Genomic DNA, 25,183 nt, shown 5'->3' with positions numbered 1-25,183 from the left:
CCATGCGCACCTCCGGACGTCTCGCCACGACCGCGGCGGCGGTCCTCCTGTCCCTCCCGCTGCTGACTGCCTGCTCCGGCGCCGAGGGTGACGACGAGGCCGAGGAGGCGTCGCCCGAGGAGGTCCTCGCCGACGCGGCCACCACCCTGACCGAGACCAGCGGGGTCGAGCTGACGCTCTCGACGGACCAGCTCCCCGAGGGCGTCTCGGGCATCACCCGCGCGGTCGGCACCGTCACCAACGTGCCGGCCTTCGAGGGCTCGATCACGGTCGTCTTCGCCGGGCAGACCGTCGACGTGCCCGTGATCGCCGTCGACGACACGGTCTACGCCCAGCTCCCGTTCACGCCGGGCTACGACAAGGTCAACCCCAAGGAGTACGGCGCCCCCGATCCGTCCGGCCTGATCGGCGAGGACGGCTTCGCGGGCCTGCTCGGCCTCACCGAGTCCCCCGAGGCCGGGGAGAGCGTGCGGGGCGGGGCCGACAACACCGAGATCCTCACCACCTACTCCGGCACCGTCCCGGGCGACGCGATGGACGCGATCATCCCGTCGTCGTCGGGCGACTCCTTCGACGTCGAGTGGCAGGTCAGCGACGACGGCGAGCTGCGCAAGGCGACCCTCACCGGCGTCTTCTACCCCCGGGCCGAGCCGATGACCTACACCGTCGACTTCGCCGACTACGGCACCGAGAAGGACATCGCCGCGCCGTGAGCGTCGCCCCCGGAGTGGCGGAGGTGTCGCGCACCTCGCGGGTGCTCCTCGCGATGGCGGCGGTCGCCGTCGCGTTCGCAGCGGCCGACACGTACGTCGTGGTGCTCGCGCTGCCCGACATGATGACCGGCGTCGGCGTGCCGATCGACCAGCTCCAGCGGGCCGCCCCGATCGTCAGCGGCTTCCTGCTCGGCTACGTCGCGATGCTCCCGCTCATCGGCCGCATCGCCGACCTGCGCGGCCGGGTGCCGGTGCTCGTGATGGCGCTGGTCCTCTTCGCGCTCGGCTCGCTGATCACCACCGTCGCCTACGACATGCCCAGCATCGTCGCCGGCAGGTTCCTCCAGGGCGTCGGCGGCGGCGGCCTCGTCCCCGCCACCCTCGCGCTCGTCGCCGACCTCTACCCCGTCGAGCGCCGGGGTGTTCCGCTCGGCGTCGTCTCGGCGGTGCAGGAGATCGGGTCCGTGCTCGGCCCGCTCTTCGGCGCCGCCGTGCTCGCCTTCTCCGACTGGCGCGCGATCTTCGCCATCAACCTCGCCGTGGGCCTCGTCCTCGCCGCCGCGATCCGCGCCCTCGCCCCCCGCGAGCGGGTGAGCCCCGAGCCCCGTGGGTGTCGACACCTCGACGTCGTCGGACTCCTGCTGGTGCTCGCGACGTTCGCGAGCGCCACCATCGTGTTCCTGCGCCCGTCCGGGCTCATGCGCGACCTCACCTGGGGCCAGCTGTTCATCCCCTTCGCCGGCGACGGTCGCTGGCTGACGCCGATCGGGGCGATCACCACGGCCGCGCTGGTGCTGCTCGTCGCCTGGTGCTGGTTCGCGCCGCGCCCGCTCCTCGACCTCCGCGGGTGGAGCCGGGTCCTGGTCGAGGCCGACCTGGCCGGCGCCCTCCTCCTCGCCGCAGCGCTGGGCGGGGTCATCCTCGCCTTCGCCACCGCCGACCCCAAGGTCGAGGTGTTCTCGCCCCGCGGCCGGTGGTACCTCCTCGGCGCCGCCGTCGCCGCGGTCGCCTTCGCCTGGCACGTACGCCGCGCCGCCAGCCCGCTGGTCCCCCGCGGCGCGCTGCGTCGTACGCCGGCCTGGGGCGCGCTCCTGGTCAGCTTCTTCGTCGGCGCCGCGCTGATCGCCGCCCTCATCGACATCCCGCTCTTCGCGCGCACGACCGTCTACCCCGACGACCAGCTGCCCGCGGCGCTCGTCCTCGTACGCTTCCTCATCGCCCTGCCCGTCGGGGCGGTCGCCGGCGGCTACCTGATCCGCAGCTTCTCGCCCGGCGTCGTCACCGCCGTCGGCATGCTGATGGCGGCGACCGGGTTCGTCCTGATGACCCGGTGGGGCCTCACCACGATCGAGGAGCCGATCGCCAACGTCGCGCTCGTCACCGGCGGCCTCGGCTTCGGGCTCGCGCTCGCCCCGGTCAACGCCGCCCTCCTCGCCTTCACCGACGACGACGTGCACGGGGTCGCGAGCGCCTTCGTGGTGGTCTCGCGGATGGTCGGGATGCTCGTCGGCATCTCGGCGCTGACCACGATCGGCCTGCGCCGCTACTACTCCGAGCAGCTCGAGGTGCCGCCGGTGCAGGAGGTCTGCGACGGCAAGAGCCGCTGCAAGGAGTTCTCCGACCTGCTGCGCGTCGCCGGGATCGCCCAGGAGCACGCGGTGTTCTGGGGTGCCGCCGGCTGTGCCGTGGTCGCCGCCGTGCTGGCACTCGTGCTGTTCCGCCAGGTGAGGCCGACCCGTCTGGCTGCGCGAGACGTCTTCACCGGTGGCGCCTGAGGGGCGCTAACCTGCGGTCTCGTGAGCGACTTCGACGACCTGTTGGCGGCCAACCGCGAGTTCGCGGACTCCTTCGACCTCGGCGGCTTCGACGGCAAGGCCCATGCCGGCATCGCCCTCGTGACCTGCATGGACTCCCGCATCGACCCCCTGCGCATGCTCGGGCTCAAGCACGGCGACGCCAAGATCTTCCGCAACCCCGGTGGCCGGGTCACGCCCCAGGCACTCGAGGCTCTCGTCCTGGGCGTGCACCTGCTCAACGTGCAGCGCGTGCTGGTCGTGCCCCACACCCGGTGTGCGATGGCCTCCGCGTCCGAGGCCGACCTCCGCGCCCGCGTGGGCGAGTCGGCCGGCGTCGACGCCAGCTGGCAGTCCTTCGGGGTGGTCACCGACCAGCTCGGCCAGCTGCGTGAGGACGTCGACAAGGTGCGTACGCACCCCCTCATCGGCGAGCGTGCCAAGGTCGGCGGGTTCATCTACGACGTCGACACGGGCCTGCTCACCCAGCACGCCTGACTCGTCGCCGGTCCACCGCTGCCGGCCCACCTCGAGGGGCCGCAACACGCACCTGGGCCACCTCGGATGCGGCGTGTCGCCCACGACTCGCCGTCGACACGCACCGAGGGGGCGTGATTCGGGCCTCGCCGGACCCATCAGGCGTCCAGCGCCTCCACGTCGACCTCGTAGGCCCCCTGCACGATGAACTCCTTGCGCGGGGCCACGTCGGAGCCCATGAGCAGGTCGAAGACCTTGCTGGCCTCGTCGACGTCGTCGATCGTCAGCTTGCGGAGCGTACGGTGGCGCGGGTCCATCGTCGTCTCGGCAAGCTGGTCGGCGTCCATCTCGCCGAGGCCCTTGTAGCGCTGGACCGGGTCCTTCCAGCGGACGTTCTTGCGCTTGAGCTCGGCGAGCTTGCGCTGCAGCTCGTCGTCGGAATAGGTGTAGATGTACTTGTCCATCCCCTTCTTGGGGTTGGACAGCTCGATGCGGTGCAGCGGCGGCACGGCCGAGAACAGCCGCCCGTCGCGCACCAGCTCGGGCATGTACTTGAAGAACAGGGTCGCGAGCAGGCACCGGATGTGGGCGCCGTCGGAGTCGGCGTCGGCCATCAGGATGATCCGGCCGTAGCGGGCCGCCTCGAGGTCGAACGTACGGCCGGAGCCGGCACCGACGACCTGGATGATCGAGGCGCACTCGGCGTTCTTGAGCATGTCGCCGACGGTGGCCTTCTGCACGTTGAGGATCTTGCCGCGGATGGGCAACAGCGCCTGGAACTCGCTGCTCCGGGCGGCCTTGGCCGTGCCCATCGCGGAGTCGCCCTCGACGATGAACAGCTCGGTGCGCTCGGTGTCGGTGCTGCGGCAGTCGAAGAGCTTGGCCGGCAGCGCGGAGGACTCCAAGGCGTTCTTGCGGCGCTGGTTCTCCTTGTGCTGACGGGCCGCGAGGCGGGTCTTCGACGCCCCGGCGACCTTCTCCATCAGCAGCTTGGCCTGCGCCTTCTCGGCCCGCTTGGTCGAGGTGAGGAACGACTTGAGCTCGCCGGCCACCACCTTGCGTACGACGCCGCGCGCCGCGGGGGTGCCGAGGATCTCCTTGGTCTGGCCCTCGAACTGCGGCTCGGCCAGGCGTACGGTCACCACCGCGGTCAGTCCCTCGAGCACGTCGTCCTTGATGACGTCGGTGTCGGCCGCCTTGAGCACCTTGGCCGCGCGCATCGCGTCGTTGAAGGTCTTGGTCAGCGCCGCCTCGAAGCCGCTGACGTGGGTGCCGCCCTTGGGGGTGGCGATCACGTTGACGAAGGAGCGGACCTCGGTGTCGTAGGCGGTGTCCCACCGCACGGCGACGTCGACGAAGAGCTCGCGCTCGACCTCCTGCGGCGTCATGTGGCCCTTGTCGTCGAGCAGCGGCACCGTCTCGGTGAAGGTGTCGGTGCCCTGCAGGCGCAGGATGTCGGTCACGGGCTCGCCGTGGGAGAGGAACTCCACGAACTCCGCGATGCCGCCGTCGTGGCGGAACTTCTCCTCCACCATCTCGCCGGAGCGCCGGTCACGGATGACCAGCTCGAGCCCGGGGACGATGTAGGACGTCTGCCGGGCGCGACCGACGAGGCCGTCCATCTCGAAGCGGGCGTCCTTGGTGAAGATCTGGCGGTCCGGCCAGAACCGGATCCGGGTGCCGGTCCTGCCCTTCGCGACCCGCTTGCCCTTGCGGGTCAGGCCGGACTGCGGCGTGAACGGCGCGTCCGGGCCGTCGCCGTCGAAGACGCCGGGCACGCCGCGCTGGAACGACAGGCCCTGCTGGCTCGGCGAGCGGTCGACGTCGATGTCCATCCGCGACGACAGCGCGTTGACCACGGACAGGCCGACGCCGTGCAGGCCGCCCGTCGCGACGTACGAGCCGCCGCCGAACTTGCCGCCGGCGTGCAGCTTGGTGGCCACCACCTCGACGCCTGACAGCCCGGTCTTGGGCTCCTTGTCGGTCGGGATGCCGCGCCCGTCGTCGTAGACCTCGACGGACCCGTCGTCGTGCAGCGTGACCTCGACGAGGTGCGCGACGCCGGCGAGCGCCTCGTCGACGCCGTTGTCGATGATCTCCCACAGGCAGTGCATGAGCCCGCGCGTGTCGGTCGAGCCGATGTACATGCCCGGTCGCTTGCGGACCGCGTCGAGGCCCTCGAGGACCAGGAGGTGAGCTGCGTTGTAGGTGTTGTCTGACGGTGCTGCCACAGGGAGAGAACCTACCCGCGACACGCCGGACGGCGGCGGAGGCACGCCTGCCCCGCGGCGCGCATGAGCAGGTCTAGCGTGGGGCACCTCACAGGTATCGCTTCTGCAACGGTGCGTCCACGGTTGAGGACAACGCCAGCGAGGGGTGATGCGACGTGATTCACTGGATGAGTTCTCGATCTACACCCGCCGGCGGGGAATCTTTGCCCCACTGGCTACGTTGGGCCAGACACCGATGAACAGAAATGAGGCTGACGTGACCACTGCCACCGCACCCACCCAGGCCGTCCTCACGGCCGGTGACCGCTGCGACCGCTGCGGCGCCCAGGCCTACCTCCGCGTGGAGCTCCAGACCGGCGGCGAGCTGCTGTTCTGCGCCCACCACGCTCGCGAGCACGGCGAGAAGCTTCGCGAGGTCGCTGCCACGGTCCACGACGAGACCCACAAGCTCGAGGCTCCCGCCGCGGGCAGCGAGGCCTGACCCACCCCGACCACCCGACTTCCAGAACGGCCCCGGACTCAGCTCTCCGGGGCCGTTCTGCGTCCGCCCGCGGGCCGGGCCGCGCTCGTCCGGCCCGTCTGGGAGGCTGTGCCCCGTGAGCGCCACCGAGATCCTCGTCGCCCTCGCGATCGCCGTCGGCATCGTGGGAGTCATCGTCCCTGTCCTCCCCGGGACCGTGCTGGTCCTGGGCGCGATCCTGGTGTGGGCGGTCCAGGTCGGCACGTCCCCCGGCTGGATCGTGTTCGCCGTTGCCACCGTCCTGCTCGCCGCCGGCACGGTCGTCAAGTACCTCGTGCCCGGCCGGCAGCTCAAGTCGTCGGGTGTGCCCAACCGCACGCTGCTCGTCGGCGCCCTCGTGGCGTTCATCGGCTTCTTCGTCATCCCGGTGGTCGGGCTGCTCGTCGGATTCGTCCTCGGGATCTACGTCGCCGAGCGCGCCCGTGTCGGAGCAGCGCTGGCGTGGCCCTCGACCAAGGGCGCCCTCCGGGCGGTCGGGGTGTCGATCCTGATCGAGCTCGTGGCCGCCGTCCTCGCCGCAGGCGCGTGGGTCGTCGGCGTCGTGATCACCTGATGGCGGTCCTGCTCTCCCTCGCCGCCGCCATGGCCTACGGGCTCTCGGACTTCGTCGGCGGTCTCGCGTCGCGGCGTACGTCTGCGTGGCCGGTCGCGTTCGTGGGCGCCGTGGCCGCGTTCGCGGGTGCGGTCGTCCTCGCGCTCGTCACCCACGGATCCCCGAGCAGCGCCGACCTCTGGTGGGGTGCCCTCGCCGGCATCGGCAGCGGGGCCGGCGGCGCGTTCCTCTACCGCGGGCTCGCCGCCGGGCGGATGGGGGTCGTCGCTCCGATCTCCGCCGTGGGAGCCGCGCTGCTGCCGGTCTGCGTGGGCGTCGTCAGCGGCGAGCGACCGGACCTGCTCGTCTGGCTCGGCATCATCGCCGCCGTCCCCGGCATCTGGCTGGTGAGCCGGGAGCCCGATGGCGCCGGCAACCTCGCCGACGGGATCGTCGACGGCGTCCTCGCGGGCCTCGGCTTCGGTCTCCTCTTCGCCGCGATGGGACAGGTGCCCGAGTCGGCCGGCTTCGCCCCGCTCGCCGTGACCCAGGGCGTCGCCGTGGTCGCGGTGGCGCTCACCGCGGCAGCGCTGCGGGCGCGCTGGGTGCCGTACGACGCCTCCCAGGCGTGGGGTGCGGCCGCGGGCGTCCTCGCCACCGGAGCGGTCGTCGCCTTCCTGCTCGCCACCCAGACGGGGCTGCTCACGATCGCGTCCGTGGTGACGTCGCTCTACCCGGCGATCACGATCGGGCTCGCCGCGGCCGTGCTGCGTGAGCGGGTCCACGCCTCGCAGGCGGTCGGCCTGCTGCTGTGCGGGCTCGCCGTGGGGCTCGTCGCGGCGGCCTGATCGCTCAGGCGCGCAGGCCGGTGGCGATCGGCAGGGTCCAGCGCTTGCGCTTGGGCGCCCAGTCCCGCACCGGGTGCGAGCCGTCGGCCTGGTCGACCATCTTCACCGAGATGCGCAGCGAGGGCACCCGGTCGAAGCAGGCGCGGCTGAGCACGGCGCGGAAGACCTCCTGGCCCCACTTGGGCCGGGCGACGTAGTCGCAGCTGACCCTCTCGTCGCTCCCCCGCCAGCCGTCGGCCTCGGTCAGGACGTAGTCGGTGCCGTCCCCGAGGCCGCTGCTCAGGACGTACTCCGGCCCCCGGGCGTCGCGGTCGGTGTCGAAGAAGACCGATACCCCGGCCGCGCTGGAGCGCATCAGCTCGTTGAAGCGCACCTTGACGAGCACGTTGTCGCTGCCGTGGTTGGCCTCGATGCCGTAGACGTCGGTGAGCGACGCCTTCGCGTCGGCGGGGTCGTCGATGCTGTAGAACTCCGCGTGCGCGGGCGCGGCGAGCAGGGCGGCGAGCCCCAGCGCGGGGATGGCGGCCAGTGAGATCCGAGTTCTCATGTGCCGAGTGTGTCACCGCGCACCCCCGTTCCGTCCACCTACTTCGGGAGGGAGCCCGCTCCTCGGTGGCACGATGGCGGCATGCCGGTGAGGCGGTCAGCAGCGGGGGCGGTGGGTGGACGCCGTACGACCGTGGCTGCGGGTCTCGTGGCGACCCTCCTCCTCGTGGGCTGCAGCAGCCCTGCCGACCCGCCGGTCGTGCCGACCCCCTCGGCCCCGCCACCGGTCGAACCGTCGGCGCCCCAGGCTCCGGCCGCGCGACGAGCGCCCCCGGTCACGATCGCGCTGGCGGGCGACATCCACTTCGAGGGCCCCCTCACGGCGCGGCTGCGCGATCCCGCGACCGCCCTGGCACCGGCGTCGCGCGCCCTCGCCGCGGCCGACGTCGCGATCGCCAACCTGGAGACCTCCGTCGGCACCGGCGGACGTCCGGAGCCCGGCAAGAGGTACACCTTCTCCGCAGGGCCCGCGGCACTCACCGCACTCGCCGCGGCCGGCATCGACGTGGCCGGCATGGCCAACAACCACGCCCTCGACTTCGGCCGCGCCCGGCTCGCCTCGACGCTGCGGGCGGCCGAGTCTGCCGCTGACGGCGACCCGCCCCTCATCGTGGTCGGCGTCGGCGCAGACGTCGAGCAGGCGTTCGCGCCCGCCCTGTCCGACGTGGACGGCGCCGTCGTGGCGACCGTCGCGGCGTCGGTCGCCGACGCCGACCCGACGGCCGACCCCACCGGCCAGTGGGCCGCAGCGCCGGGCCGCCCCGGCACCGCCGACGCGATGGACCCGCGACGGCTGCTGGAGGCCGTACGCCGCGCGGGCGCCGTGGCCGACGTGGTCGTCGCCTACCTCCACTGGGGCGTCCAGGGCGAGACCTGCCCGTCGACGGCCCAGCGCCGGCTGGCCGCCCGCCTCGTCCGCGCCGGGGCGGACGTCGTGGCCGGCAGCCACGCCCACGAGCTGCAGGGCGACGGACGGCTCGGCGCCGGCTACGTCGCCTACGGCCTGGGCAACTTCGCGTGGTACTCCCCCGGTCCGACCGGCGTCCTGACGCTCACCGTCCGGCCTCCGACGACACCGGCCGGTCGAGCACGCGTCACTGCCACGCGCTGGTGGCCGGCGACCATCGGAGCCGACGGCCTGCCCAGGGCCGCGACCGGCAGCGCGGCCACGGCCTCGGCCGAGCGGCGTACCGCGCTGCGGTCGTGCACCGGCCTGCGGGCGCCCTAGCAGACGTCTAGCGCGGAGCCAGCCACGCGAGCACGACCCGCCCGACGCGCGCGAGCTGGTCGGGCCGCACGACGGCCGGGACGTCGGCTGCGGAGTGGTACGCGGCGTACGACGTCGACCCGAGCCGCGCCGCGGGCAGGCCGGCACGGACGAACGACCAGTGGTCGCTGCTGCGCTGCTCGGCCACCGCGACCGCCCGTACGCCCGCCGAGCGGGCAGCGGCCAGCAGCGCACGTTGCACGGGGTCGGACGCCGTCGCGGAACCGACCGGCACCGTGGCGCCGACTCCCACGCGGTCGAGCGACACCATGGCGCGCATCGCCGTGCGCTCACGGGGCCCCATCTCGGCCGCGTACCGGCGCGAGCCGTAGTGGTGCTCGTCGTCGCCCGGGCCGCGCGGCTCCTCCGCGCCGAACGCGACCAGCACCACCGGCAGACGCGTGCGCCGCTGCGCGACAGCCTCGGCGACCGCCAGCAGGACGCCGACACCGGACGCGTTGTCCTCCGCACCGGGGGCCCGCGGCACGGTGTCGAGGTGCGCGCCGACGACGAGGTGGGGGCGGGAGGGGTCGAACCCGACCGGCGTCGCCACCACGTTGACGGACCGGCCGGCCGGGACGGGGACGCCCCACGACTCCCCCGCCGGCACGTCGAAGCCCTGGCGCGCCACGTCGTACCCGAGTCCCTCGAGCTCGCCCTGCACCCAGTCGGCGGCGCGGGCGTACGCACGACCGGTCGCCTCGCGGGGCCCGATCACCCCGGCGAGGTGGCGTACGACCCGGACCGCTGTCGCTGGCTCGAAGTCGGCCGGGGCCACCGGCTCCTGCTCCCGAGCGGGCGCCTCACCGGCCTCCTGGCTGGACTCCTCGGTGGCGTCCTCGGCGGCCTCCTCGGCGGGGGTCCCTGTCGGGGACGACCGCGGTGACGGGGTCGACCCGGCGGGCGCGTCGCTGGGCGTGCCGCCGGTGGAGCACCCCGAAATGACGAGCAGCGCCGCCGTGAGGGCGACGCTGCTCGCGAGACGGTGCATGTCCGCTCGCACCCGGCTCGTGGTCCGGATCAGTCCAGGTAGTCGCGCAGGACCTGGGACCGGCTCGGGTGGCGGAGCTTGGACATCGTCTTGGACTCGATCTGGCGGATCCGCTCGCGGGTCACGCCGTAGACCTTGCCGATCTCGTCGAGCGTCTTGGGCTGGCCGTCGGTGAGGCCGAAGCGCATCGACACCACGCCGGCCTCGCGCTCCGAGAGGGTGTCGAGCACCGCGTGCAGCTGCTCCTGCAGCAGGGTGAACGAGACCGCGTCGGCCGGGACGATCGCCTCGGAGTCCTCGATCAGGTCACCGAACTCGGAGTCGCCGTCCTCGCCGAGGGGCGTGTGCAGCGAGATGGGCTCGCGGCCGTACTTCTGGACCTCGATGACCTTCTCGGGGGTCATGTCGAGCTCCTTGGCGAGCTCTTCGGGCGTGGGCTCGCGACCCAGGTCCTGGAGCATCTGGCGCTGGACACGGGCGAGCTTGTTGATGACCTCGACCATGTGGACCGGGATGCGGATCGTGCGCGCCTGGTCGGCCATGGCGCGGGTGATGGCCTGCCGGATCCACCACGTGGCGTAGGTCGAGAACTTGTAGCCCTTGGTGTAGTCGAACTTCTCGACCGCACGGATCAGGCCGAGGTTGCCCTCCTGGATCAGGTCGAGGAACAGCATGCCGCGACCGGTGTAGCGCTTGGCCAGCGAGACGACGAGTCGCAGGTTGGCCTCGAGGAGGTGGTTCTTGGCTCGGCGGCCGTCCTCGGCGATCCACTCGTACTCCTCGAGCATCTTGGGACTGATCCGGCCGCCCTTGGCGAGCTTCTCCTCGGAGAACAGGCCGGCCTCGATCCGCTTGGCGAGCTCGACCTCCATCTCGGCGTTGAGGAGGGGGACCTTGCCGATCTGCTTGAGGTAGTCCTTGACCGGGTCGGCGGTCGCGCCGGCCACCATGACCTGCTGCTCGGGCTCGTCGGTCTCGTCGGCCGCGGAGACGGTGAAGGCCTGCTTCTCGTCCTCCTTGATCGTCGGGTCGGCCACGACGGCCTTCTCGAACTCGGCGTCCGGGATGTCGGGCAGGACCTTCTTGCCGTCCGGGCCGATCACCGGCGCCTCGACGGCACCGAGGTCGACGACCTCGTCGGAGGCCGCGGCACTCGGGGCGGCAGCCTTCTTCGTCGCCGCCTTCTTGGCGGGAGCGGCCTTCTTCGCGGCTGCCTTCTTGGCGGGAGCCTCCGCAGCCGCCGCCTTCTTGGCCGGAGCCTTCTTGGCGGCCGACGAGGTCGCGGCGCGCTTGCTGGTGGCGGCGACCGCGCGCAGGCTCGTGGCATCGATCTGCACCGAGATGCCGAGCCCGCTGAGGTGCACCAGCAGCGCCTTCAGGTGCCGGGGCTCGACGCCGGCCTCGTCACTGGCACGCCGTACGTCCTCGGGGGACACGGTGCCGGTCGGGGTCGCGGCGGCGACCAGAGCGGCGATGGAGGGGTGCGTCAGCACCTCCGCGGGGAGCAACTTGCGTGCGTGTGAAGACACGAACACCTCTCGTCCAGCAACTTCGGGGCGCGGCGAGGCCCGGTGACGTCAAGAGCCGCGTCGCCATTCTGCCACGACCGCCCTGACGTTCCTGCACCCGGCCGCTCGCACGGCGCGTACGCCGCGGCGCGGCAGGTCAGCCGGCACTCTTCTCCGCTGCCGCCCCGGCCTGCTTGGCCTTCTTGGCCTTCTTGAAGTCGCGCACCTTCTGCAGCGACTCGGCGTCCACGACGTCGGCGACCGAGCGGTGGCCCTCCAGGGCGTAGTCGCCCACGACGGCCTCCCAGCCGTCCGGCCGCACGCCGGCCTGCTTGGCCAGCAGCGCGACGAAGATCTGGGCCTTCTGCTTGCCGAAGCCCGGCAGCGCCATCACGCGCTTGAGGAGGTCCTTGCCGTCGGCGGCCTCGGTCCAGATCCGCGCGGCGTCCCCGCCGTAGGTCTCCTCGACGATGCGCGCCAGCTCTTGCAGGCGCGCCGCCATGGACCCCGGGAACCGGTGGATGGCCGGCGGGGTCGAGGCCATCGCGGCGAACTGCTCCGGGTCGGCCGCGGCGATGGCGTCGGGCTCGACCGTGCCGAACCGGTCGAGCACCTTGGCCGGGCCCCGGAAGGCGTGCTCCATGGGGTACTGCTGGTCCAGCATCATGCCGACCAGCAGCGCGAACGCGGAGTCGTCGAGAACCTTGTCGGCGGCGGGGTCGCCGGTGATCTGGAAGCCCATGGGGACATCCTGCCCGACGCGCGCGCCGCGGCGCGGGCTGCCGGCCCCTACTGGCCCGGCTACTGGGCCTTGACCGCCAGGACCGGACACGGGGCGTCGAGCAGCACGCGCTGGGCGTTGCTGCCGAGGATCAGCTTGCCGACGGGCGAGCGGCGACGCAGGCCGATGACGAGGAGCTCGGCGCTGTTGGCCTCGGCGATGCTGATCAGGTCCTCAGCCGGCTCGAATCCGCGCACGAGCTGGCGGATGTCGTGCTCGACACCGGCCTCGTCGAGACGTGCCCTGATGGCGGCGAGGTCGTCGTCCGCGGCCCTGGCCGCCGAGCCGTCGAACTCCTGGCCTCCCCGGTGGGAGTTCACCACGACCAGCTTGCTGCCGCGCAGCCTCGCCTCGTTGATGCCAGCAGCGAGGGCGGCTTCGCCCTCCGGCTTGGGGACGTATCCGACGACGACAGTGCCCATGGTGTCTCCTCTCGGGGCCGCGGCAGCTCGCCGTCGGCCTGCTGGCACCGTAACGGAAAACACACGACCGTGGGCAGCCTGTGGAGGAGCGCGTCGCGCGCGTCGTGCTGCGGCACGCTGGAGCCGTGGCTCCCCAGCTTGCCGGCCCGTACGCGCTCCAGGCCCCCGTCGACCGCTACACGCACGCCGTGCTGCGCGCCGCGACCCTCGAGCTCATCGGTGCCGAGCGACGCCGTCGGTTCCCCGCCACGGTGCATGCCGGCGTGCCGGGACGGTGTGTCCGGCACGAGGACGACCTACCCCTGGCCGACCCGGGCCTGCGCGCCGACGTGGTGCTGGCGATGCTGCGCAGGTCGGCCTCGCTCGCGGCGCGCCCGGTGCTGTGGCTGACCCGTCCGGGCGAGCTGAGCCCGCACGACGACGACCTGCGCTGGCTCGGTCCCGCTGCCTGGGCCAGCCAGGCGCTCGGCGTCCACGTGGGTCTGGTGGTGGTGACCCGCCGGGGCTGGTTCGACCCGGTCAGCGACGTACGCCGCGAGTGGCGACGGCTGCGTCCACCGCCCGGCGCTGGCTCGCAGACGCAGCCCTGACCTCGGGCCAGCGGTGCCCGCCCGAGCGCCCAAGCGGCAAGCCGGCAGGCTCAGTCCCAGGCGTGCACGGGCTCGTTGCTGTGCATGCGGTCGCGGTAGTCGAGCAGGGTCGCCCGCAGGGCGTCGTAGCGGTCCTCTCCCCCGCGCGCACGCACCCGCTCGACGAACCAGCCGGCACCGCTGGCCTCGGCCTGGCACCGCTGCTCGATGATCCCGAGGTAGCGGTCGCTCTGCTCGCTCGGCACCCCCCACGAGTCGAGGCCGGCGCGCGCCATCGGCAGCAGGCGGCGCAGCACGAGCTCGGTGGCACGGACCTGCCCGATGCCCGGCCAGTAGACCTGCGCGTCGACACCCGTCTGGGCCGCGACGTGGAAGTTCTCCTCCGCGGCGGAGAACGACATCTGCGACCACAGGGGGCGCTCGCTCTCCACGAGGTAGCGGATCAGGCCGAACCACAGCGCCGCGTTGGCGATCGTGTCGGCGACGGTCGGCCCGGCGGCCAGCAGGCGGTTCTCGACGCGCAGGTGCGGCATGCCCTGGGAGATGTCGTAGACCGGCCGGTTCCAGCGGTAGATCGTGCCGTTGTGCAGCCTGAGCTCGTGGAGGGCCGGGGTGCCGCCCGCCTCGAGCACCTCGAGCGGGTCCTCCTCGTCGGTCACGGGCAGCAGCGCCGGGAAGTAGCGGACGTTCTCCTCGAACAGGTCGAACACCGAGGTGATCCACCGTTCGCCGAACCACACGCGGGGGCGTACGCCCTGCGCCTTGAGCTCCTCGCTCCGGGTGTCGGTCGCCTGCTCGAACAGCGGGATGCGCGTCTCGCGCCAGAGCTCCTTGCCGAGGAGGTAGGGCGAGTTGGCCGACACGGCGAGCTGCACGCCGGCGATCGACTGGGCGGCGTTCCAGTAGGCGGCGAACTGGTCGGGCGAGGTCTGGACGTGGAACTGCGTGCTCGTGCAGGCCGCCTCGGGCACGATCGAGTCGGCCGTCGTGGTGAGCCGCTCCTTGCCGGAGATGCTGATCGTGATGTCCTCGCCGCGTGCGTTGAGGATCTGCTCGGAGAGCAGGGCGTAGCGCGGGTTGGCGCTCAGCGAGTCACGGGTCATGTGGCCCTCGGCGAGCGTCGGCAGGATGCCGATCATCACCTGGTGGGCTCCCACCCGGGAGCCCTTCTCCTCGGCCTCGTTGAGCGAGTGCCGCAGGCTCTCCTCGAACGTCGCCAGGCCGCCCTCGCGCAGCTTGGCGGGAGCCAGGTTGATCTCGATGTTGAACTGACCCAGCTCGGTCTGGAAGTCGGGGTCGGCGATGGCCTCGAGGACCTCGGCGTTCTTCAGGGCCGGGTCGCCCGCGTCGTCGATGAGGTTGAGCTCCATCTCCAGGCCGGTCATGGGGTCGTCGGTGTCGAAGGCGGCCTCCCGGAGCATCCGGGCGAACACGTCGAGGTTGCGGCGCACCTTCTCGCGGTGGCGCGTCCGGTCGGCCCGACTGAACTCCTGCTGCGCGACCTCTTCTCCCATGTCGGCACCCTAGCCACGCCCGGACCCGGCGGGAACCGCCCCGCGGGCTGGTCTCACGCGGGTTGGTCTCACGCGGGTTGGTCTCACGCGGCCGGGTCCCCGCTGGCGGCCAGCCGCGGCTGGAGGGTGGTCCACTCGTCCGGCGAGGTGGCCGACTCCAGCAGCTGGACCACGAGGTCGGCGAGGGAGTGGGTGGGCTCGGCCTCGCGGCACCGGTCGACGGCGCACCACGCCAGTGCCCCGTCCCCGAGGAGCCAGGCCGCGAAGGCCAGGACGGCGGCGGGCCCGGCGACGTGCGGGCCCGGGAGCCGGCGCACGGCGTCGGACCACAGCTCCACGGCCCGGCGCGCGTCCGCTCGGGCGAGCCACACCCAGGCCTCGTCGCGGCGGGCGCCGGACGGGAGGGTGAGGGCGACCGCGGCCAGCTCGCTGGTCGAGAACGTGGTGCTGCTGCCCACGTGGCGCCGGACGAGGCTGGCCAGGGCGCCCGCCGGGAGGGCGCTCGCCGCCGCGAGGGCGTCGCCGGTCGCGCGGGTCGCCCCGTCGTCGGGTGCGAGGGTGGCGCGGAGCGCCTCGCGGCTCGCGTGGGTCACCCGGCCGTCGAAGACGCCCTGCGCCGTGAACGGGTGGTCGGCGCGCGTGAACGGCACGCCGCGGTAGGCGGCCAGCGGCGCGCCGGGCAGCACGGCGTACCAGTGGTCGTCGTGCACCCGCAGCACCTCGCGCACCGAGATGCCCGCCGCGGTGAGCTCCTCGTGGAGCGCCCACGCGGCCTCGTCGGCGACCGTGGTGTCGTCGTCGTAGATCACCACGACCACGTCGCGGACGCCGTTGCGCCGGGCGGGACGCAGGAGCGCCTCCACCACGTCGTCGACGTCGTCGGGGTCGTGGGGCAGGTCGACCCGGGCGCTCATGCCGCCCGGCGAGCCGACGCTGATGACCACCACGGACCGCTCCGGGACGAAACCGAGGGCGAGCGGCACGAAGGCGGCGATGTCGTCGGGCGTACGGGCGTGCAGCCGGGTGACGGGCGAGGTCGGGGTGTGCTCGTGGGATTCCATGGCAGGAACGCTTCCCAGCCGCACCGACGGCACATGCCGGCCGGCGCGACAGCCTGTGGACAAGCCGCCGCGACGGCACCCTGTGGACGGTTCGTGGCGCACGATGCACCCACTCGCCCCCGGGCCACGGAGGCCGATGCGTGAGAATGGGCGGGTGACGCAGCCCTCCGGATCCCGGGTCCCCGGCTGATGCGCAGCACCGCGTCGGTCCTGCACCTGGACCTGGACGCCTTCTTCGCCGCCGTCGAGCAGCGTGACAAGCCGTCGCTGCGGGGCAAGCCGGTGATCGTCGGCGGCACGGGTGGCCGCGGCGTGGTGTCCACCGCGTCGTACGAGGCGCGCCGGTACGGCGTCGGCTCGGCGATGTCGGGACGTGAGGCGCGGGCCCGCTGCCCCCATGCCGCCTTCCTCAGCGGGCGGTTCCACGCGTACCGCGCGACGAGCAGGCTCGTCATGGAGGTGCTGCGTGACCTGTCCCCGCTCGTCGAGCCGCTGTCGCTCGACGAGGCGTTCGTCGACCTCGCCGCCGCCGACCTCCCCGACCTCGAGGTCGCGACCGTCACCGAGGTGGGCGAGCGGCTCCGCGCCCGGGTGCACGAGGTCACGGGCGGCCTCACCGCGACGGTCGGCATCGCGTCGTCGAAGTTCCTCGCCAAGGTCGCCAGCGAGCTGGACAAGCCCGACGGCATGACCGTCGTCCCGCCCGGCACCGAGCTCGACCTGCTCCGGCCGATGAACGTCCACGTGATCCCCGGCGTGGGGCCGGCGACGGCCGAGCGGCTGCGGCGTGCGGGCATCCACACCATCGCCGAGCTCGAGCTCGTCACCCAGGACGAGCTCGTGCGCCTCCTCGGCCAGGCCCAGGGTCACGGCCTGTGGCAGCTCGCGCGCGCCCAGGACTCCCGCCCCGTCGTGGCCGAGCGCGAGGCCAAGTCGGTGAGCGTGGAGGGCACGTACGACTCCGACATCACCGACCGCCGGTTGATGGAGGGACTGCTGACCCGGCAGGCGCGGGAGGTCGGGACCCGGCTGCGCAAGAGCGGGCTCTCCGGTCGCACGGTCACCATCAAGGTGCGGCTCCACGACTTCACCACCCTCAGCCGCTCGAGCACGCTGTCCAGCCCGACCGACGACGGCGGCAGCATCGGGCGGATCGCCCGCTCCCTGCTCGGCGACCTCGACACCACGGGCGGCGTGCGGCTGCTCGGGGTGGGCGTGTCAGGCCTCGCCGACTGGGTGCAGGAGGACCTCTTCGGCGAGACCGCGGACGAGGAGGAGGTGGAGGTGGTGCTGCCCGAGCCGCCGCGCCGCACGTGGCCGCCGGGCGCGGACGTGGTCCACGACGACCTCGGCCCCGGCTGGGTGTGGGGCTCGGGCGCAGGCGTCGTGACCGTGCGATTCGAGACCGCGGAGACGCCGCCCGGGCCCGTGCGCAGCTTCCGCGCCGACGACCCCGCGCTGCACCGCTTCGAGCCGCCCAGCGACGACTGAGGGCCCGCCGACCGGGCCGTACGTCACCCGAAGTTCACCCGTGTCGGCTTGCGGTGCCGCTGGCTGATCCGGCAACCTCGTAGGCGCACGACACGGGTGAGGGGCTCCGGGTGGTATGAGCACCAGGAGCCCCTCGCTGCGGTCGGGGATGGTGACGTCCGACCCATCGGACCGGTGCCCGGCCCCCGCCGACCCCGTCACCGGGCCTGCGCGGCGAGCTGGTCGCCGGGTGGGGCTCTTCTTCCGATTCGATCCCCGACCCCGCCGAAGCGGTGCCGGTAGGGAGAGTTCTATGCCTCCCTGGCCCCGGCCGCAAGGGCCTGGCCCGACAAACCTCCGGTCCCACAGGCTTCCGCACAGGAGAGGGCTGTTGCTCCACAGTCCGGGGTGTGTCTTCCACAGGATCCACCCACCCCTGTGGAGGGAGATCCGGGGCATGCCGTCCGTACGGGTATGGGCGCGGGTCGTGAGGGGAACCCCTGAGAAGTCCCTGAGAGTTGGCCGTTCGTGCAACTCCCGGGGGAACTGGCTCGTCAAGGCAGGTGAAGGCACCAATCCGACCGGGAATCCCGCAGCGGACACAGGCGTTGGAAGAGATGTGCGACACGGGGTGGTCGCACGAGAGCAGGAGGACGAGATGAGCACCGCACAGGCCAAGCGCACCACCAGCACCACTCGTGAGATCGAGGGACGCGACAGCGTTGGCCTCTACCTCGACGAGATCGCCCGCACCCCGCTCCTCGACGCCGAGACCGAGGTCGAGCTGTCCAAGACCATCGAGGCGGGCCTGCTGGCCCAGCACCTCCTCGACACCGGCCGCGTCGGCCGGCGCAAGGGCGGCGCCCCGATGAGCGCCAACGAGGCCGAGCTGGAGTGGCTCGCCGAGCAGGGCCGGCTCGCCGTCGACCGGTTCATCGAGGCCAACCTGCGCCTGGTGGTGTCGATCGCCCGCAAGTACGGCCGCTCCCAGATGCCGATGCTCGACCTGATCCAGGAGGGCAACACCGGCCTGATCCGCGCGGTCGAGAAGTTCGACTACACCAAGGGCTACAAGTTCTCGACCTACGCCACGTGGTGGGTCCGTCAGGCGATCACCCGCGGCATCGCGCAGCAGGCCCGCGTCGTACGCCTCCCCGTCCACGTCGTCGAGGAGCTCAACCAGGTCGGCAGCGCGCGGCGCACCCTCGAGCGCCAGCTCGGGCGCGACCCCGAGCCCGAGGAGATCGCCACCGAGCTCGGCATGGAGCTCGACCGGGTCCTCGACCTGATGAGCTGGGGTCGCGACCACGTCTCGCTGGACACGCCCGTCGACGAGGACGGTGACACGTCCCTGGGCGACCTCATGGCGCAGGAGACCGCGCCCGGTCCGGACCTGAACTTCCTCGACGCCGAGGCCCGTCAGCGGCTCGACGACCTGGTCGGGATCCTCGACGAGCGGTCGGCCGACATCGTCCGTGCGCGCTACGGCCTGGCCGACGGCCGCCAGCACAAGCTCGCCGACATCGGTGCCCGCCACGGCATCTCGGCCGAGCGGGTGCGCCAGCTCGAGCGGGAGGCGCTCCAGAAGCTCCGCCGCGCGGGCGACCCCGACCTCGCGGCCTGACCCACCCCGAGGCTCAGTACGCCGCGGACTCCAGGTCCGCGCTCGCGGCCCGTGCCCTGTCGACCACGTCGGCGGGCACGGGCCGTTGTGCTGCGATCCGTGCCTGCCACATCTGCAGGGCCACCACCCGGGCGGCCGCCTCCTCGACGCGGGCGCGGGAGACGAGCCCGGAGTCGAGGGCGTCGACGACGATCTGGTGCGTGGTCGCGTTGTCCACCGGCATCAGGAGCAGGTCCGCCCCGGCCTGCAGCGCCTGCAGGGCCGGCGTCGGCCGTCCACCGACGGCGCCCATCCCGAGCGAGTCGGTGATCGCGACGCCCTCGAACCCGAGGTCGTCGCGGAGCAGGTCGTAGACCTCGGGCGCCATGCTCGCCGGGACGCCGGGCGCGATGTCGGTGAGGTCGAGGTGGCTCATCATGACCGCCGGAGCCTGCTGCCGGACGGCGGACTTGAAGGGGGGCAGGTCGTGGGCCGACAGCTCCTCGAGGGTCGCGTCGAGCACGGGCAGCGTGTCGTGGCTGTCGCTCGTCGCGCCGCCGTGGCCCGGGAAGTGCTTGACCGTCGAGACGATCCCGGCGTCGTCGTAGCCCTTGATCGCAGCGCCGACCGCCTGGGACGCCAGCGCGGGGTCCATCGACGGCGACCGCGCGCCGATCGTCGGGTCGGCGGCGCCGATGGTCACGTCGGCGACCGGCGCGAAGACCCAGGTGAAGCCGAGCCCGCGCAGCTCGAGCCCCGTCGTGAGGGCGGCGGCCCGGGTGACCCGGCGACCGAGCCTCGGGTCCGCGGCGATGGCCAGGCCGGCGGACGCGAAGTGCGGGAACTCGGTGGCGATGCCGCGCAGGTGGGAGACGTAGCCGCCCTCCTGGTCGACCCCGATGACCGGCGGGAAGTCCCGGCCGTCGTCCGCTGCGGCGCGCGAGACCGCGGCCGTCATGTCGAGCACCTGCTGCTGGTCGACGACGTTGGCACCTGTGACCGAGACGCCGGCCAGGTGCAGCTCGCGCACCATCCGCGCCGGCTCCTCGGGATCCGTTCCGTGGAACCGGCCGACGATCACACCGCCGGCGAGCTGCTCGGGAGACCAGCTGGCGACGAGCTCGTGCGCCTCCTCGAGCTCACCGACGGTCGGGCCCCACGAGGTCGGGGCGTCCGGGTCCTCGGTCTCCTCCGCCTCGGGCGAGGCGGGCTCACCGGGCTCGGAGGCGGAGACGGAGGACGAGGGCGTGGAGGTGGCCGGCGCCGCGTCGTCGGGCGTCGGGCCGAGACCGGCACAGCCGCTGACGAGCAGGACACCCGTCGCGATCACGGCCAGTCTGGGTCGGATCGGGAGCACGCGTGGAGGTTACCGGCCGCACCCCCGCGACCCGGAAACGTCAGGCCCGTCCGGCCAGCTCGGCGTACACCTCCGCGACGCGCTGGCGCAGGGCGTCGAGCGATCCGGTGTTGTCGATCACGTGCGTCGCGATCGCCAGGCGGTCCTCGCGCGGGGCCTGTGCCGCGATGCGGGACTCGGCGTCCTCGCGGGTCCACCCGCGGTCCTCGACCATCCGGCGCACCTGCACCTCGGTCGGGGCGTCCACGACGACCACCGCGTCGAACTGGTCCGCCCGTCCGACCTCGACCAGCAGCGGGATGTCGTGCACCACCACGGCCCCGGGAGCCGCGGCGGCCTCGAGCTCGGCGCTGCGTCGGTGCACGAGCGGGTGGATGATCGCCTCGAGGCGCTTGCGTGCGGACGGGTCGGCGAAGACCAGGGCGCCCATCGCCGGCCGGTCGAGGTCGCCGTCGGCGGTCAGCACCTGCGGTCCGAACTCGGCGACGACGGCGTCGAGACCGGGCGTGCCGCGCGCGACGACCTCGCGGGCGATCAGGTCGGCGTCGATGACGACCGCCCCGAGCTCGGCGAGGATGGCCGAGACGGTGCTCTTGCCCGAGGCGATGCCCCCGGTCAGTCCGACACGAACGGTCACTGGCCCTCCCCCACGTCGGTGCCCAGGACGGTGCCCAGGATGTCGTGGAGCGTACGCCTCAGGCTGCGGCTGCCTTCTCCGCGGCCGCCAGCAGCACGCAGGTCGCCACGGCCTCCATGGCCTCGGTGACCTCCGCGAGGGGCGGCATCGTGGGCGCCAGCCGGATGTTGGTGTCGTCCGGGTCCTGCTTGTAGGGGAACGACGACCCGGCGGGCGTCAGCGCGATGCCGGCCTCCTTGGCGAGCGCGACGACGCGGCTGGCGGTGCCGGGGACGACGTCGAGGTTGACGAAGTAGCCGCCGCTCGGGGTGTTCCAGGTCGCCACGCCGCGGCCACCGAGGCGCTCGGTCAGCACCCGGTCCACCTCGGCGAACTTCGGCGCGATGATCTCGCGGTGCTTCGCCATGTGGTCGCGTACGCCCTGCGGGGACCCGAAGAACTCCGCGTGACGCAGCTGGTTGACCTTGTCGGGCCCGATCGACCCGTTGCCGAGGTGTCCGAGGTACCAGGCGACGTTGCCGGAGGACGCGGCGAGGAACGCCACGCCCGCGCCGGCGTAGGAGATCTTCGAGGTCGAGGCGAACATGATCGGCCGGTCCGGGTGCCCGGCGGCCGAGGCGAGGGTGAGGATGTCGGCGCTCTTCGCCTCGTCCTCGGTGAGGTGGTGCAGCGCGTAGGCGTTGTCCCAGAAGATCTTGAAGTCCGGCGCCGCCGTCGGCATCGCGGCCAGCCGGGCTGCCACGTCCTGGGTGCACGTCGCGCCGGTCGGGTTGGCGTACGTCGGCACGATCCACATGCCCTTGACGCTCGGGTCGTCCGCGACGAGGGCGGCGACGGCGTCGACGTCGGGCCCGTCGTCGTGCATCGGGACCGTCACCATCTCGATGCCGAGGCTCTCGAGCAGCGTGAAGTGACGGTCGTAGCCCGGGACCGGGCACACGAACCGGACCTTCTCCTCCTTGCTCCACGGGCGCTCGGAGTCGACCGCGCCGAAGAGCATCATCCAGACCAGGCAGTCGCGCATCATCGACAGGCTGGAGTTGCCACCGGCCACCACCTGGTCGGGCTCGACCCAGAGCAGCTCGGCGAACATCTCCCGCAGCTCGCGCAGGCCCTCGAGGCCGCCGTAGTTGCGTACGTCGACGCCGCTGGCGTCCTTCGTGGAGGTCGGGAGCCGCAGCAGGTCGTCGGCGAGGTCGAGCTGCTGGGCCGACGGCTTGCCGCGCGTGAGGTCGAGCTTGAGTCCCCGGGCCTTGAGCTGCTCGTAGGCATCGCGCTGCTCCTCGAGCAGGGCGGCGAGGTCGTCGGCGGACAGGTCGGCCAGCGCAGTCGCGTTCACGACGCCCAGCCTAGAGGTCGCCCGCCGCCACGCCGGCGGCCGTTCCGCCCGTGGGCAGGTCAGTGGGGAAGGTCGCCCTCGACATGTCGCGACGACCATCCCCGTCGTCGGGCGGAGTCGACCCTCAGGCCGTCATCCGGAAGGTGCGCCGGTACTCCTGCGGGCTGACCCCGCGCGAGCGGCCGAAGTGGTGGCGCAGCGTGGCGGCGTTGCCGAACCCGACCTCGGACGCCACCCAGTCGATCGAGTGGTCGGTCTGCTCGAGCAGCTCCTGCGCCGCGCGGACGCGCTCACCGAGGATCCAGCTGTAGGGCGTCGTGCCGGTCTCGTCCTTGAAGCGCCGGGCGAACGTGCGCGCGGACATGTGCATCTGCCGGGCCAGCGTCTCGACGTCGAGGTCCTCGGCGAGGTGGGCGCTGATCCAGGCCAGCAGCGGAGCCAGCGCCTCCGACTCGCAGACGGGGACCGGGCGGGCGATGAACTGGGCCTGCCCGCCGTCGCGGTGGGGCGGCACGACCATGCGACGGGCGGTCGTCGCCGCGACCTTCGCCCCGAACTGCTGGCGCATCACGTGCAGCGCCGCGTCGAGCGCAGCCGCCGAGCCGGCACCGGTCACGATCGACCCGTCCTGCACGTAGAGCACGTCGCGGTCGACGATCGCCTCCGGGTAGCGCTCGGTGAGCTCGGCGGCGTAGCGCCAGTGCGTGGTGCACCGGCGCCCGTCGAGGAGCCCGGCCTCGCCGAGCATGAACGTGGCCGAGCAGTGCGCGAAGAGCATCGCGCCGCGCTCGTGCGTGGCACGCAGCAGCTCGGAGACCTCGGGCGTCGACTCGAGGTGGTTGCTCTTGGGTGCCAGGCAGACGAGGTCGGCATCCGCCGCCGCCTCGAGCCCGTGCTCGACGACCAGGTCGAAGCCCGCGCGGGTGCGCAGTCGGCCCGGCGTCGGGGTGACGACGGTGAAGTCGAAGACCGGGTTGTCGTCCTCGGGGTGGTAGGGCTCCGCCCACACCTCGCAGAGCGCCCCGAGGCCGAACGGCTCGGGCTGCTCCTGGACGACGACGGCGACCTTCTTCATGGGGCCCTGCATGGCACCACCCTGCACCACCAGTGGCAGTAAATCAACCAACGCTGTCATTCCTGCCACTGGTGGCAGGAATGGAATGAGCGAATGATTACTGCCATGAACACCATCGTCCTCCTCCTGGCCCTGACCGTCGCCGTCTCGATGCTCGTCAGCTATGCCCGCCACGACCGGTTCGCCGGCCCGTCGTCCACCACCCACCCGATCGACGACCTCGGCCCGGTCGAGGAGCGGCTCCACCTCGTCCCGCGCGGCTGACCGACTCCCGACCGACTCCCGACCGACTCCCGACCGATCCCCGACCGCTCCCCGACCGCTCCCCGGCCGGCCGTGCGCGCGGGGCACAATCGCGGGCATGACATCGGTCGGCGAGCCCACGGACCTGCCCGCGGAGTCCCGGGTCGCGCTCCTCGTCCCCGGCTCGACGGCGTACGTCGACCTGGTGCTGGCACTGCTCGCCGACGGCGTCTTCCCGGTCCCGCTGGACCCCGCCCTCACCCCGGCCGAGCGCGACCGCGTGCTGGCACCCATCGCGCCCGACCTGGTCGTGACGACCCAGGAGCAGGTGGACGACCTCCTCGCCGCCCGGCACGGACGATCGCGATCACTCCCGCTCGGACGGCCGATCCATTGCACCAGCGGCACCACCGGGACACCGAAGGGCGTCTGGTCCGGCCTGCTCCCCGAGCCCGACGCCGCAGCGCTGGTCGCCGAGGAACGCGACCTCTGGGGGTTCTGCGCCGACGACGTGAACCTGGTCCTCAGCCCGCTGCACCACTCGGCGCCCCTGCGCTTCGCCATGGGAACCCTGCTGGCGGGCGGCCGGATCGTGGTGCCGGGGAAGTTCGACCCGGCGGTGATCACCCGCGCCATCGCCGAGGAGCGGCCGACCACGGTGTTCTGCGTGCCGACGCACCTCCAACGGCTCTTCGCGCACTGGGACGTCGTGGGCGTGCCCGACCTGTCGTCGTTCCGCCTCGTCGCCCACGCGGGGGCTCCGTGCCCCGTCGCCGTGAAGCAGCGGCTGGTCGAGCTCTTCCCTGCCGGCTCGACCTGGGAGTTCTACGGCTCGACCGAGGGCCAGTTCACGGCCTGCCGGTCCGAGGAGTGGCAGGAGCATCCCGGCACCGTCGGACGGGCGCGGCCGGGCCGGACCCTGTTCACCGACGACGACGGCCGGATCTGGTGCGTCGTCCCGCGGCACGCACGGTTCACCTACCTGGGGGCGCCCGAACAGACGGCGGCCGCGTGGCGCGACACCCCGGCAGGGCCAGCCTTCACCGTCGGCGACGTCGGCGGGATCGACGACGACGGCTACGTCCACCTCGACGGGCGGCGTACGGACCTCATCATCTCCGGCGGCGTCAACGTCTACCCCCTGGAGGTGGAGAACGCCCTGCGTGAGGTGCCCGGGGTCGCCGACGTCGCCGTGTACGGCGTCCCGGACCCCCAGTGGGGGCAGCGCGTGTGCGCGGCCGTCGTCGGCGACGTCGCGCCCGAGACGCTCGCCGCCCATGCGAGGCGGGTCCTCGCGCCGGCCAAGCGCCCGAAGGACTACACGCTCGTCCCCGCCCTTCCGATGACGGCCACCGGGAAGGTGCGGCGTGACGCGCTGCCAGCCGTTGCGGCGAACACAGGTCGACGTCCGGCCTGACCGGACCCGAAGGTCCGGCTGGACGGCTCGCGCCAGGACGCCACCGGGTCGTCGTGGAGGTGCGGGACAGGGCGGGCGACCGCCGGGCCCTCGTCCGTGCCCCGCCGGTCGCCGCGGCCGGAAAGCGGGTGCGCGCCAACGGGTCGTCGTGCGATCGTCGTGCCACACCCGGCCGAGCGGCCACGACCCAGGAGCAGACATGCGAGCAGCCACCACGCCCCGGACCTCTTTCCGTCCAGCCGTGGAGC

Annotated in this window: 23 protein-coding genes and 1 pseudogene; 12 read left to right on the top strand and 12 right to left on the bottom strand. The window is 72.8% G+C overall.

All coding sequences use genetic code 11. From position 1 onward, the window contains the following. The first annotated feature begins 2 nt into the window (after window positions 1-2). From IEZ24_RS06950 to IEZ24_RS06940, 3 genes are read left to right on the top strand one after another with little or no spacing between them, the layout of a single operon-like run. Window positions 3-713, top strand: coding sequence for an LppX_LprAFG lipoprotein (locus IEZ24_RS06950; protein ID WP_165355991.1), 711 nt, complete (start codon window positions 3-5; stop codon window positions 711-713). Then, the gene (locus IEZ24_RS06945; RefSeq protein WP_275938074.1) at window positions 710-2,488 is read left to right on the top strand and encodes an MFS transporter; all 1,779 of its coding nucleotides are present in this window, start codon (window positions 710-712) and stop codon (window positions 2,486-2,488) included. Before IEZ24_RS06950 ends, IEZ24_RS06945 begins: the two co-directional genes overlap by 4 nt. 21 nt (window positions 2,489-2,509) lie before the next feature. Then, a complete protein-coding gene (locus IEZ24_RS06940; RefSeq protein WP_129453861.1) occupies window positions 2,510-3,004 on the top strand; it encodes a beta-class carbonic anhydrase in 495 nt (164 codons plus the stop codon). A gap of 137 nt (window positions 3,005-3,141) precedes the next feature. On the opposite strand, the gene IEZ24_RS06935 is transcribed toward IEZ24_RS06940, so the two are convergent. After that, window positions 3,142-5,214: a DNA gyrase/topoisomerase IV subunit B gene (locus IEZ24_RS06935; protein WP_242498397.1), complete on the bottom strand. Its 2,073-nt coding sequence runs from the start codon at window positions 5,212-5,214 to the stop codon at window positions 3,142-3,144. A 235-nt stretch (window positions 5,215-5,449) separates the two neighbouring features. On the opposite strand from IEZ24_RS06935, the gene IEZ24_RS06930 reads away from it, so the two are divergent. The 3 genes from IEZ24_RS06930 to IEZ24_RS06920 all read left to right on the top strand — a co-directional run bounded on the left by IEZ24_RS06930 (window position 5,450) and on the right by IEZ24_RS06920 (window position 7,114). Continuing rightward, window positions 5,450-5,695, top strand: a complete 246-nt coding sequence (locus tag IEZ24_RS06930; protein WP_207206713.1) for a DUF7455 domain-containing protein — start codon at window positions 5,450-5,452, stop codon at window positions 5,693-5,695. Window positions 5,696-5,810: 115 nt separating this feature from the next. Then, complete coding sequence (locus IEZ24_RS06925; RefSeq protein WP_129453858.1) at window positions 5,811-6,287, top strand: DUF456 domain-containing protein; 477 nt, start codon at window positions 5,811-5,813, stop codon at window positions 6,285-6,287. After that, on the top strand, window positions 6,287-7,114 hold the full coding sequence (locus IEZ24_RS06920; RefSeq protein ID WP_129453857.1) for a DMT family transporter: 828 nt from the start codon (window positions 6,287-6,289) through the stop codon (window positions 7,112-7,114). Before IEZ24_RS06925 ends, IEZ24_RS06920 begins: the two co-directional genes overlap by 1 nt. 4 nt (window positions 7,115-7,118) lie before the next feature. Here IEZ24_RS06920 and IEZ24_RS06915 read toward each other — a convergent pair whose 3' ends face one another. Next, entirely contained in the window at window positions 7,119-7,661 is a 543-nt protein-coding gene (locus IEZ24_RS06915; RefSeq protein WP_129453856.1) for a hypothetical protein, read from the bottom strand. Window positions 7,662-7,742: 81 nt separating this feature from the next. On the opposite strand from IEZ24_RS06915, the gene IEZ24_RS06910 reads away from it, so the two are divergent. Then, window positions 7,743-8,888, top strand: coding sequence for a CapA family protein (locus tag IEZ24_RS06910; protein ID WP_129453855.1), 1,146 nt, complete (start codon window positions 7,743-7,745; stop codon window positions 8,886-8,888). Between the two features lie 7 nt (window positions 8,889-8,895). Here the strand turns inward: IEZ24_RS06910 and IEZ24_RS06905 are convergent, their stop codons facing one another. The 4 genes and pseudogenes from IEZ24_RS06905 to IEZ24_RS06890 all read right to left on the bottom strand — a co-directional run bounded on the left by IEZ24_RS06905 (window position 8,896) and on the right by IEZ24_RS06890 (window position 12,629). Beyond that, window positions 8,896-9,918, bottom strand: coding sequence for a M28 family metallopeptidase (locus IEZ24_RS06905; RefSeq protein WP_129453854.1), 1,023 nt, complete (start codon window positions 9,916-9,918; stop codon window positions 8,896-8,898). 29 nt (window positions 9,919-9,947) lie between these two features. Continuing rightward, window positions 9,948-10,946: pseudogene (locus IEZ24_RS06900) on the bottom strand (RNA polymerase sigma factor); the annotation flags it as partial. 637 nt (window positions 10,947-11,583) lie between these two features. Beyond that, complete coding sequence (locus tag IEZ24_RS06895; protein WP_129453852.1) at window positions 11,584-12,168, bottom strand: HhH-GPD-type base excision DNA repair protein; 585 nt, start codon at window positions 12,166-12,168, stop codon at window positions 11,584-11,586. A 59-nt stretch (window positions 12,169-12,227) separates the two neighbouring features. After that, window positions 12,228-12,629 carry a universal stress protein gene (locus IEZ24_RS06890; protein ID WP_129453851.1) on the bottom strand — a complete coding sequence of 134 codons (402 nt, stop codon included), beginning with the start codon at window positions 12,627-12,629 and terminating at the stop codon, window positions 12,228-12,230. 125 nt (window positions 12,630-12,754) lie between these two features. Between IEZ24_RS06890 and IEZ24_RS06885 the strand changes: the two genes are divergently transcribed. Beyond that, window positions 12,755-13,219 (top strand): hypothetical protein, encoded by a 465-nt coding sequence (locus IEZ24_RS06885; RefSeq protein WP_129453850.1) that lies wholly within the window; start codon window positions 12,755-12,757, stop codon window positions 13,217-13,219. Between the two features lie 50 nt (window positions 13,220-13,269). Here IEZ24_RS06885 and IEZ24_RS06880 read toward each other — a convergent pair whose 3' ends face one another. Beyond that, the gene (locus IEZ24_RS06880) at window positions 13,270-14,733 is read right to left on the bottom strand and encodes a glutamate--cysteine ligase family protein (protein WP_129453849.1); all 1,464 of its coding nucleotides are present in this window, start codon (window positions 14,731-14,733) and stop codon (window positions 13,270-13,272) included. An 83-nt stretch (window positions 14,734-14,816) separates the two neighbouring features. Next, the gene (locus tag IEZ24_RS06875; protein ID WP_129453848.1) at window positions 14,817-15,794 is read right to left on the bottom strand and encodes a DUF4192 domain-containing protein; all 978 of its coding nucleotides are present in this window, start codon (window positions 15,792-15,794) and stop codon (window positions 14,817-14,819) included. A 189-nt stretch (window positions 15,795-15,983) separates the two neighbouring features. Here IEZ24_RS06875 and IEZ24_RS06870 point away from each other — a divergent pair, with 189 nt between their 5' ends. Beyond that, window positions 15,984-17,285, top strand: a complete 1,302-nt coding sequence (locus tag IEZ24_RS06870) for a DNA polymerase IV (RefSeq protein ID WP_129453847.1) — start codon at window positions 15,984-15,986, stop codon at window positions 17,283-17,285. Between the two features lie 637 nt (window positions 17,286-17,922). Continuing rightward, window positions 17,923-18,888 carry a sigma-70 family RNA polymerase sigma factor gene (locus tag IEZ24_RS06865; RefSeq protein ID WP_129453846.1) on the top strand — a complete coding sequence of 322 codons (966 nt, stop codon included), beginning with the start codon at window positions 17,923-17,925 and terminating at the stop codon, window positions 18,886-18,888. A gap of 13 nt (window positions 18,889-18,901) precedes the next feature. On the opposite strand, the gene IEZ24_RS06860 is transcribed toward IEZ24_RS06865, so the two are convergent. The 4 genes from IEZ24_RS06860 to IEZ24_RS06845 all read right to left on the bottom strand — a co-directional run bounded on the left by IEZ24_RS06860 (window position 18,902) and on the right by IEZ24_RS06845 (window position 23,287). Further along, a complete protein-coding gene (locus IEZ24_RS06860) occupies window positions 18,902-20,224 on the bottom strand; it encodes a glycoside hydrolase family 3 protein (protein WP_129453845.1) in 1,323 nt (440 codons plus the stop codon). A 40-nt stretch (window positions 20,225-20,264) separates the two neighbouring features. Next, window positions 20,265-20,861: a dephospho-CoA kinase gene (gene coaE, locus IEZ24_RS06855; RefSeq protein WP_129453844.1), complete on the bottom strand. Its 597-nt coding sequence runs from the start codon at window positions 20,859-20,861 to the stop codon at window positions 20,265-20,267. Between the two features lie 58 nt (window positions 20,862-20,919). Further along, window positions 20,920-22,200 (bottom strand): aminotransferase class I/II-fold pyridoxal phosphate-dependent enzyme, encoded by a 1,281-nt coding sequence (locus IEZ24_RS06850; RefSeq protein WP_275938073.1) that lies wholly within the window; start codon window positions 22,198-22,200, stop codon window positions 20,920-20,922. A gap of 124 nt (window positions 22,201-22,324) precedes the next feature. Next, window positions 22,325-23,287, bottom strand: a complete 963-nt coding sequence (locus tag IEZ24_RS06845) for a GlxA family transcriptional regulator (RefSeq protein WP_224744932.1) — start codon at window positions 23,285-23,287, stop codon at window positions 22,325-22,327. A 93-nt stretch (window positions 23,288-23,380) separates the two neighbouring features. Here IEZ24_RS06845 and IEZ24_RS06840 point away from each other — a divergent pair, with 93 nt between their 5' ends. Further along, complete coding sequence (locus tag IEZ24_RS06840) at window positions 23,381-23,539, top strand: hypothetical protein (protein WP_165355990.1); 159 nt, start codon at window positions 23,381-23,383, stop codon at window positions 23,537-23,539. Between the two features lie 97 nt (window positions 23,540-23,636). Continuing rightward, a complete protein-coding gene (locus IEZ24_RS06835) occupies window positions 23,637-24,935 on the top strand; it encodes a class I adenylate-forming enzyme family protein (protein WP_129453842.1) in 1,299 nt (432 codons plus the stop codon). Window positions 24,936-25,183: the final 248 nt, after the last annotated feature.

It is taken from the genome of Nocardioides ganghwensis, assembly GCF_014779655.1.
In the GTDB taxonomy this organism is placed as follows: Bacteria; Actinomycetota; Actinomycetes; order Propionibacteriales; family Nocardioidaceae; genus Nocardioides; species Nocardioides ganghwensis.
The sequence above is the reverse complement of the archived record's forward strand: the minus strand, read 5'-3'. Positions and strand labels throughout refer to the sequence as shown.

What these genes read in the sequence shown, in the direction of transcription:
- IEZ24_RS06910 (WP_129453855.1), top strand. Translation starts at nt 7,743, where the DNA reads ATGCCGGTGAGGCGGTCAGCAGCGGGGGCGGTGGGTGGACGCCGTACG.
- IEZ24_RS06845 (WP_224744932.1), bottom strand. Translation starts at nt 23,287, where the DNA reads ATGCAGGGCCCCATGAAGAAGGTCGCCGTCGTCGTCCAGGAGCAGCCC.
- IEZ24_RS06930 (WP_207206713.1), top strand. Translation starts at nt 5,450, where the DNA reads ATGAACAGAAATGAGGCTGACGTGACCACTGCCACCGCACCCACCCAG.
- IEZ24_RS06950 (WP_165355991.1), top strand. Translation starts at nt 3, where the DNA reads ATGCGCACCTCCGGACGTCTCGCCACGACCGCGGCGGCGGTCCTCCTG.
- IEZ24_RS06915 (WP_129453856.1), bottom strand. Translation starts at nt 7,661, where the DNA reads ATGAGAACTCGGATCTCACTGGCCGCCATCCCCGCGCTGGGGCTCGCC.
- IEZ24_RS06840 (WP_165355990.1), top strand. Translation starts at nt 23,381, where the DNA reads ATGAACACCATCGTCCTCCTCCTGGCCCTGACCGTCGCCGTCTCGATG.
- IEZ24_RS06905 (WP_129453854.1), bottom strand. Translation starts at nt 9,918, where the DNA reads ATGCACCGTCTCGCGAGCAGCGTCGCCCTCACGGCGGCGCTGCTCGTC.
- IEZ24_RS06890 (WP_129453851.1), bottom strand. Translation starts at nt 12,629, where the DNA reads ATGGGCACTGTCGTCGTCGGATACGTCCCCAAGCCGGAGGGCGAAGCC.
- IEZ24_RS06895 (WP_129453852.1), bottom strand. Translation starts at nt 12,168, where the DNA reads ATGGGCTTCCAGATCACCGGCGACCCCGCCGCCGACAAGGTTCTCGAC.
- IEZ24_RS06875 (WP_129453848.1), bottom strand. Translation starts at nt 15,794, where the DNA reads ATGGAATCCCACGAGCACACCCCGACCTCGCCCGTCACCCGGCTGCAC.
- IEZ24_RS06835 (WP_129453842.1), top strand. Translation starts at nt 23,637, where the DNA reads ATGACATCGGTCGGCGAGCCCACGGACCTGCCCGCGGAGTCCCGGGTC.
- IEZ24_RS06920 (WP_129453857.1), top strand. Translation starts at nt 6,287, where the DNA reads ATGGCGGTCCTGCTCTCCCTCGCCGCCGCCATGGCCTACGGGCTCTCG.
- IEZ24_RS06880 (WP_129453849.1), bottom strand. Translation starts at nt 14,733, where the DNA reads ATGGGAGAAGAGGTCGCGCAGCAGGAGTTCAGTCGGGCCGACCGGACG.
- IEZ24_RS06865 (WP_129453846.1), top strand. Translation starts at nt 17,923, where the DNA reads ATGAGCACCGCACAGGCCAAGCGCACCACCAGCACCACTCGTGAGATC.
- IEZ24_RS06870 (WP_129453847.1), top strand. Translation starts at nt 15,984, where the DNA reads ATGCGCAGCACCGCGTCGGTCCTGCACCTGGACCTGGACGCCTTCTTC.